The sequence below is a fragment of the Anaeromyxobacter sp. SG66 genome (assembly GCF_022690805.1).
Taxonomy (GTDB): domain Bacteria; phylum Myxococcota; class Myxococcia; order Myxococcales; family Anaeromyxobacteraceae; genus Anaeromyxobacter; species Anaeromyxobacter soli.
Map to the genome: position 1 here is coordinate 57566 of NZ_JALCZC010000018.1, position 6647 is coordinate 64212.

Sequence of the window (6647 nt, forward strand, 5' to 3'; positions counted from 1 at the left end):
GTTGGAAAGAATGCTACCGTTTCCGCGGTTTTCGACATGGGCAGTGCGGGCGGTCTCGCTCGCTGCCGCCCTCCTGGCGACGCCGGGATGCCGTTCGAACCAACCACGGGAGGCCGAGCAGGTGGCGCCGGAGCTGAAGCTCGAAGGGGTACGATTCCGCATGTACCGGCGGGAAGAGCTGCGCGCCTCGGGCGAGGCGGCCTCCGCCACGCTGCGGCGTGACTCGACCCGCGTCACCGCGCACGACCTCGTGGCCGTCCTGCCCGGGGAGGGTGCGCCGGTCCGGATCACCGCCCCCCGCGGCGAAGGGGTGCTCTCGAAGAGCGTCTTCTCCGCGACCGGCGGGGTGGTGGTGAGCAGGCGCGAGGACGTCGCCCGGACCGCCAGCGCCCGCTACGAGCCCTCGGATGGCGGCGGCCTCGTCCGCGGCGACGAGCCCGTCGTCGTCGAGGGGACCGGCTACCGGCTGACCGGGCCGCGCTTCACGCTCGACCCCGCCGTCGGGCAGATCGTGATCGACGGGGGCGCCCACCTCGAGGCCGGGCGTGGGGCCGCACGATGACGCTCGCCGCCCTGCTCGCCCTGGCCGCGCTCGCGGCGGCGCCGCCGCCGCCGCGGGCGAGGGGAAGGTCCGGATCGACGCGGACGAGCTCCACTACGCCTTCCAGAAGCGCGAGGTGATCTTCACCGGGAAGCCGGTCGTCCTGACGCGCGGCGACGCGAAGCTCACCTGCGCGCGGCTCGTCGCGACGAACGACGCCCGGGGCGAGGTCTCGCAGGCGATCTGCTCGGGCGACGTCCGCTTCGAGCGCGGCGAGCGGCTCGTCACGTGCGAGAAGGCGACCTACGAGGCGGCGGCGGCGCGGCTCGTGTGCGAGGGGAGCCCGGTGCTGCGGGACGGCCCGAGCGAGGCGCGCGGGACGCGGCTCGTCTACGACCTGAAGCGCGACGAGGCCAAGCTGGAGGGCGCGAAGATGCTCCTGCCCGGCGACGAGGTGGACGCGCGCCGGCGCGAGCTCGAGGCGCGACGCAAGGGGGCCACGCCGTGACGGCGGACGTCCTCCGCGCCGACGGGCTCGTGAAGAGCTACCGCCGCCGCCGCGTCGTCGACGGCGTCTCGTTCCACGTCTCGCCCGGCGAGGTGGTGGGGCTGCTCGGGCCGAACGGGGCCGGCAAGACCACGTCCTTCAACATGGTGGTCGGCCTCGTGACGCCCGACGGCGGCACCGTCCGGCTCGGCGACACCGAGCTCACCCGCGAGCCGATGCACCGCCGGGCGCGCCTCGGAGTCGGCTACCTGCCGCAGGAGGCGTCCATCTTCCGGCGGCTCACCGTCCGCCAGAACTTCACCGGCGTCCTCGAGGCGCTCGGGGTCGGGCACGCGGAGCGGGAGCGGCGGGCGGAGGCGCTCCTCGCGGAGTTCCGGCTCGAGAAGGTGGCGGAGAGCCTCGGCGAGCAGCTCTCGGGCGGCGAGCGCCGCCGCGCCGAGGTGGCGCGGAGCCTCCTCTCGAACCCGAAGTACATCCTCTTCGACGAGCCGTTCGCGGGCGTCGATCCGATCGCGGTCGGCGAGCTGCAGCGCCTCATCGGCTCGCTGCGCGATCGCGGCATCGGCGTCCTCATCACCGATCACGCCGTGCGCGAGGCCCTCGGCATCTGCGGCCGGGCCTACATCCTGTCCTCGGGGACCATCCTCGAGGCGGGCACCCCCGCCGAGATCGCGGCGAGCCCGCGGGCGCGGGCGGTCTACCTGGGAGAGAAGTTCCGGCTGGACGACGCTCCGGCCATGGAGCGGCGATGAGCCTCGAGCTGAAGCAGCACCTCAAGATGACGCAGCAGCTGGTGATGACCCCCCAGCTGCAGCAGGCCATCAAGCTCCTCCAGCTCTCGCGCATGGAGCTCGTCGACCTCATCCGCACCGAGATGACGGAGAACCCGCTCCTCGAGGACCCGGCCGAGGGCGAGGAGGAGTCGCGCGCCGAGGGGGCGAGCCCGGCGGAGCAGGCGCAGCTCGAGGCGGAGCCGCAGCACAAGGACGCCGAGAAGTCCGAGGAGGTGAAGGGCGAGGAGGGCGCGAACGAGATCGACTGGGATCAGTACCTCGACCACTACCAGCTCCAGGGCCACACCGCGCCGTCGAACCGCGGCCTCACCGACGAGGAGCTGCCCGGCTACGAGGCGACCCTCACCAAGAAGACCGACCTCGTCGACCACCTCGTCTGGCAGCTCCGCCTCTCGAACCTCACGCCCGAGGAGGAGCGCGTCGCGATGCTCGTCATCGGGAACCTCGACGACGACGGCTACTTCAAGATGCCGGCGGTGGAGGGCGAGAGCGAGGAGTCGATGACCCGCGATCCGCTCGTGCGCGTGGCGTTCGAGTCGGGCATGGGGGTCGAGTTCGCCGAGGGCGTCCTCAAGAAGGTCCAGTCGCTCGATCCGCCCGGGGTCGCCGCGCGCGACCTCCGCGAGTGCCTCCTCATCCAGGTCCGCCACCTCAACGCCGACACGCCGGAGATCGTGGCGATCATCGAGCGCCACCTCAAGCACCTCGAGTCGAAGAACTACGCGGCCATCGCGAAGGACCTGAAGATCTCGATCGACGAGGTCGTGAAGGCGGTGAAGGTGATCAGCCGCCTCGAGCCGAAGCCGGGCCGGGCCTACTCGGGGGAGGAGGCGCAGTACATCACCCCCGACGTCTACGTGCACAAGATGGGGGACAAGTACGTCACCGTCCTTAACGACGACGGGCTCTCGAAGCTGCGCATCAGCGGGATGTACCGCGCCGCGCTGAAGAACGGCCAGGCGGGCGAGGCGAAGGAGTACATCCAGGAGAAGCTGCGCAGCGCGGTCTGGCTCATCCGCTCCATCCACCAGCGGCAGCGGACGATCTACAAGGTCACCGAGTCGATCGTGAAGTTCCAGCGCGAGTTCCTCGACAAGGGCATCGCGCACCTGCGGCCGCTCATCCTGCGCGACGTGGCGGAGGACATCGGGATGCACGAGTCGACCGTCTCGCGCGTCACGACGAACAAGTACGTCCACACGCCGCAGGGGATCTACGAGCTCAAGTTCTTCTTCAACTCGGCCATCAACCGGACCGGCGGCGACGAGATCGCGAGCGAGGCCGTCAAGAACCACATCAAGCGCATCGTCGCGGCCGAGGACCCGAAGCACCCTCACTCGGACCAGCGCATCGTCGAGATCCTGAAGGACCAGGGCATCGAGATCGCGCGCCGGACGGTCGCCAAGTACCGCGAGGTGCTCGGGATCCTCCCGAGCTCGAAGCGCAAGAAGTACTTCTGAGGCGCGGGCCCGCGGCCGCGGCTCCGCCCCGGCGACGCCCCCGAAGAGCCTCGGGCGGGGGGACGGGGGGAGTGCCCTCCGGCGCGCCTCTGTTATGATTTCACGTGAGCATGTTGCCAGCGTGGGCAGCATCGGCGGCGGCCGCGGCTCCGGGGGACTCGAGGTCCCACCGGTCCGCGGCCGAAGTATTTTCAGCGATCCCGCACAGGAGGCGGTCAATGCAGGTGAACATCACCTTCCGGCATCTCGAGCCCACCGAAGCGTTGAAGTCCCATGTCAAAGGCCGCGTCGAGCACGTCCAGCGCTACATCGACCGGCCGAGCGAGGCCCACGCGGTGCTTCACGTCGAGAACCTGGATCACCACGCCGAGCTCACGGTGAAGGCCGGCCGGTTCCTGCTGCGCGGCACCGCCCGCTCCCAGGACATGTACGCGTCCATCGACCAGGCCGCGGACAAGATCGAGCGGCAGCTGAAGAAGCACAAGGCGAAGCTCTCGAGCCACTACAAGGCGAACGGCACGCCGCCGCCGTGGGCGCCGGTCGAGGTCCGCCACGACGTGCTCGACATCCTCGAGCACCCCGAGCGCCCGAGCCACCGCGTCGTGAAGAGCAAGCAGTTCCAGGCGAAGCCGATGACGATCGACGAGGCGATCCTCCAGCTCGAGCTGCTCGACGCGAAGTTCTACGTCTTCCAGAACTCGGAGGACCGGGCGGTCAACGTCGTCTACCGGCGCGACGAGGGGGGCTTCGGCCTCATCGAGGCGCGGAACAGCATCTAACGGGGGCTGCGCCCCCGCCCCGCCGGCGGCTGCCGCCGCCGTCGGGGCCCGGTGGTCGTGCCGGGGGGACGCACGAGGCGCGTCCCCCCGGACCCCCCGCTCGCTCCGGCGCAGCCTCATCCGGCTGCGCCTCCGCTCGCACCACGCCGCGAGCGACGCATTCCTCCGCGGGCAGGTTCGGGCTCGGGGGGCTCGCTTCGCTGGCGGTCGCGGCCCGTCGCGGGGCGCCGGTCGGGCTCGCCTCGCTCGGCGACGATCCGTTCGCGAGCGGCCGTGCGACGGCTCCGCTTGCCGTCTTGCCGACGCGTTGCCACCTGTGTTAGCTGACGCCCGGTTCTCTCATGAAGATCGTCGAGTTCCTGCGGCCTGACGCGGTGATCGCGAACCTCTCCGGCCAGACCGGTCAGGCGACGCTCGCGGAGCTCTGCCGCCCGCTCGCGTCCGCCTACAAGGTCGACGGGCAGCGCCTCCTGGAGACGCTGCTCGAGCGCGAGAAGCTGGGCTCGACGGGCATCGGCGAGGGCGTCGCGATCCCGCACGGGAAGGTCCCCGGGCTCCCCGGCCTCATCGCCGCCTTCGGCCGCTCCACCACCGGCATCGACTTCCGCGCGATCGACGGGCGACCCACCCACCTGTTCTTCGCGCTGTTCGCGCCCGAGAACTCCGCGGGCGCGCACCTCAAGGCGCTCGCGCGCATCAGCAGGATCTTCAAGAACGCGACGTTCCGCGAGGCGCTGCTGCGCGCGGGATCCGCCGATGAGATCTTCCGGCTCATCGAGGCGGAGGACGCCAAGTACTGAGCGGCCGACCGGGCGGGTGCCCGGTGCGGCGCCGCGGCGCATCCCCCGCTCATCGCCGGCTCTGCGATCGTTTGATGGTAATGTCGGGCCGCGTCAGGCCCGCTCGAAGCGCCGCCGCTTTGCGATCACCATCGGCCGAGCGCCTCGCGTCCTCGCAAGGAGAACGTCTTCAGTGGCCTCGAACTTCATGCGGATCGACTGCTCCGGGATGCGCTGCCCCCAGCCGGTGCTGAAGCTCGCCGTAGAGACCGCCGAGACGCCTGCCGGTACGGTCGTGGAAATCGTGGGCGACTGCCCGACGTTCGAGAAGGACATCCGGACCTTCTGCGAGCGGCGCAAGAAGACGCTCCTCTCCGTCCGTCCCGATGCGCAGAGGGTCGTCATCCAGATCCAGTACTGAGAGGCCGTGACACAGAGCGGAGCGCGGCAGCCCGGCCCGACAGAGCCCACCCCGGACACGCAGCACCGCGCGACCGGCGTCTATCTCTGCCGCTGCGGCCCGAACCTCGGGGCGGTGGTTGAGCTCGGCTCGCTCGGCGCTCCGTCGGCGTGGCCGGGAGCCGGCGACGTCGCGGTCCACGACGTGCTGTGCTCCGAGGAAGGGAAGGCCTGGCTCGCCGCCCGGATCCGGGAGCGCGGGCTCGAGCGCGTCGTCATCGGCGCCTGCTCCCCACGGGAGCACGAGGCGACGTTCCGGGCGGTGCTCGAGGGGGCGGGCCGTTCGCCCGAGCACCTGCAGCTCGTGAACCTGCGCGAGCAGGTGGAGTGGGTGGGGGGCGATCCCGCGGAGGCCACCGAGCGGGCGCGCCGGCTCCTCTCGGCGGGGCTCGCGCGGGTCCGCCTGCACCGGCCGATTCCCCGCGCGGAGGTGGCGGCCTCGCCCGACGTCCTCGTCGTGGGCGGCGGCGCGGCGGGGATCGCGGCCGCGCGCGCGCTCGCCCGGCGCGAGCGCAGGGTCTACCTCGTGGAGCGCGCGTTCGCGCTCGGCGGGCTCGCCAACCGGCTCGACGAGATCTTCCCCGCGGGCGAGTGCGCGAGCTGCTTCATGGAGCCGGTGCTCGACGAGGTGCTCCACTCCGAGCGGATCGAGGTGCTGACGGGCGCCGAGCTCCGCCGGGTGCGCGGCGCCCACGGGAGGTTCGCGGTCGAGCTCGCGATCGCGCCGCGCGGCGTCGATCCGGCGGTGTGCCTGGGATGCGCCTCCTGCAGCGCGGCCTGTCCCGCCGTGCGCGCCGACCCGGACGGCGGACCGGCGCGGAAGGCGATCGGCGTCCCGTACCCGGGCGCGCTCCCGCACGCCTCCGCCATCGATCGCGCGGCGTGCCTGCGCGCCCGCGGCGAGGCCTGCGACGCCTGCGCCCGGGCCTGCCCGTTCGGCGCCGTCCGGCTGGACGAGCCGGCGCGCACCCGCGAGGTCACGGTGGGGGCGATCGTGGTCGCCACGGGGATGAGGCCGGGCGAGGTGGCGGGGCCGGACGGCGTCGTCTCGACGTACGCGCTCGAGCGGATGCTGCACCCGGACGGCCCGACGGGCGGCGAGGTTCGCGGCGCGGGCGGGCGGCCGCCGCGCGCGGTGCTGCTCGCCGCGACCGCGGACGAGGACGGGTCCCTCCCGGGGGAGGAGCTCCTGAAGCTCGCGAGCCGGCTCCGCGCGCGCCTGCCGGCCGCTCGGATCGCGGTCGCGGGCGGGCTCGATCGCGCGCCCGGCGCGGCGCGGCGGGCGGCGGCCATCGCGGCGAGCGGGGTCGAGCTCCTCCCCGCGGCG

The 6647-nt window shown here is 72.4% G+C and carries 8 protein-coding genes; all 8 read left to right on the plus strand.

The genetic code is table 11. The features are described from left to right. Positions 1-160: 160 nt before the first annotated feature. The gene (locus MNZ39_RS08025; protein WP_242337169.1) at positions 161-562 is read left to right on the plus strand and encodes a hypothetical protein; all 402 of its coding nucleotides are present in this window, start codon (positions 161-163) and stop codon (positions 560-562) included. Further along, the gene (locus MNZ39_RS08030) at positions 546-1049 is read left to right on the plus strand and encodes an LptA/OstA family protein (RefSeq protein WP_242337171.1); all 504 of its coding nucleotides are present in this window, start codon (positions 546-548) and stop codon (positions 1047-1049) included. Before MNZ39_RS08025 ends, MNZ39_RS08030 begins: the two co-directional genes overlap by 17 nt. Beyond that, positions 1046-1801: an LPS export ABC transporter ATP-binding protein gene (gene lptB / locus MNZ39_RS08035; protein ID WP_242337173.1), complete on the plus strand. Its 756-nt coding sequence runs from the start codon at positions 1046-1048 to the stop codon at positions 1799-1801. The genes MNZ39_RS08030 and lptB overlap by 4 nt, the downstream gene beginning before the upstream one ends. Next, positions 1798-3303, plus strand: a complete 1506-nt coding sequence (gene rpoN / locus MNZ39_RS08040; RefSeq protein ID WP_242337175.1) for an RNA polymerase factor sigma-54 — start codon at positions 1798-1800, stop codon at positions 3301-3303. Before lptB ends, rpoN begins: the two co-directional genes overlap by 4 nt. Positions 3304-3521: 218 nt before the next feature. Then, positions 3522-4082: a ribosome hibernation-promoting factor, HPF/YfiA family gene (gene hpf, locus MNZ39_RS08045; protein WP_242337177.1), complete on the plus strand. Its 561-nt coding sequence runs from the start codon at positions 3522-3524 to the stop codon at positions 4080-4082. Between the two features lie 341 nt (positions 4083-4423). Then, on the plus strand, positions 4424-4882 hold the full coding sequence (locus tag MNZ39_RS08050; protein ID WP_242337179.1) for a PTS sugar transporter subunit IIA: 459 nt from the start codon (positions 4424-4426) through the stop codon (positions 4880-4882). Positions 4883-5054: 172 nt separating this feature from the next. Next, positions 5055-5282, plus strand: coding sequence for a sulfurtransferase TusA family protein (locus tag MNZ39_RS08055; protein WP_242337181.1), 228 nt, complete (start codon positions 5055-5057; stop codon positions 5280-5282). A gap of 6 nt (positions 5283-5288) precedes the next feature. Beyond that, a partial coding sequence (locus MNZ39_RS08060; protein WP_242337183.1) for an FAD-dependent oxidoreductase occupies positions 5289-6647 on the plus strand: 1359 nt, incomplete at its 3' end.